The 1,180-nt window shown below is 64.7% G+C and carries 1 protein-coding gene and 1 pseudogene; both read right to left on the reverse strand.

The features are described 5' to 3' along the window. Positions 1–256 (reverse strand): transposase (locus COGEMETH_RS23855; RefSeq protein ID WP_238185168.1); only part of this gene is annotated, 256 nt, incomplete at its 3' end. A 79-nt stretch (positions 257–335) separates the two neighbouring features. Further along, positions 336–818 (reverse strand): annotated as a pseudogene (locus COGEMETH_RS23860) (ISL3-like element ISMex26 family transposase); the annotation flags it as partial. Between the last annotated feature and the right edge of the window lie 362 nt (positions 819–1,180).

Consider the following 1,180-nt stretch of genomic DNA (forward strand, 5'->3'; position numbering starts at 1 on the left):
CGTTGGTCAGCGTCAACTCACCAATCTTGGCGTGCAACGTCTTCACGTCGATGGCCGGCGCCGTCTCCAGCCGGGACGCGGCTCCGAACACCCCGGCAGCCCCTTCGAGAACCTGAGCCTTCCACGTCGTGATCTGGTTGGGATGGACATCGTACTGCTGGGCCAACTCGGCCAGCGTCTTCTCGCCCCGCAGGGCGGCCAGGGCCACCTTCGCCTTGAAGGCCGGGGGGTGGTTCCGGCGGGCTCGCTTGCTCATCGTCGCTCCTGATCCGCGGCCATCCTGGCCGCCGTCAGGCAGAAATTCCACCCAGCCCCGCTGTGCAGATTCCCCGAGCCACCTCTGCTTGTGAGCGGGACAGCGGTGTCCTTGCCTCATCGACCATCGGGACTTCCGCATCGATCGTCGCCACGAGGACGGCTTCAGCCTTCGTCAGGCTGTCCCGCCCCGTCGTCATCAGCCGGAAGAGGATGCGTGCTGACGGCACCTTGCCCGGCGATACTTCCGGCGCGTGCTCGCTGCGCCGGCGGCGAGTCGCCCATTCCCCGACCACCCGCAAGCTGCCAGTGAATCCGCTGGCGCGAAGCCACCGCCAGAGTTCTGCCCCGTTTCGGCAGCCGGTCGCCCATTCTGCATCGAGCCGGGGCAGATGGACGTCCAGGCTGCTCGGGCGGGCCCGGAAAACGTCGCCGGTCAGACCGCACATCATGGTGCGCACGGGCTTGCGATTGTGCCCGGTCGCTCAGGAAATCGTCTAGATCGGCATGCCCTGTTGCGACAGGGCAAGGATCGTCTCGCCCGTCGCCTCCGTTCGGAGATACCGGCCGAGGTTCGGCCGGCCGCTGGTGGAAAAGCCAATCCCGGCTGACAAACCATCTCAATTTCATCGACCATTTATCTCAATTGGTCTAGAACCGTACACAGGCCTGTATCGGGTCTCGCGTTTCTGTGTTGCTGCAGTCCTCATCAGCCCTGGTGAAAAATGACACGGCCATGTTAGGGGAAATTTAATAGGCGGACGTATGGCGCGCTGTCCGGGCCGCTCGACCGCGTCGAGGGGACCAGCATGGCGACGTTCACGATCGGCAGCGGCAACGCCGGCACCGCGTTTGTGGATACGGGCACGACACCCAACGGGGTGACCGGTGGGGCGAACTCGCTGAGCTGTCCGTCGTCAGATGA

Source organism: Methylobacterium trifolii (assembly GCF_022179685.1).
GTDB lineage: Bacteria > Pseudomonadota > Alphaproteobacteria > Rhizobiales > Beijerinckiaceae > Methylobacterium > Methylobacterium trifolii.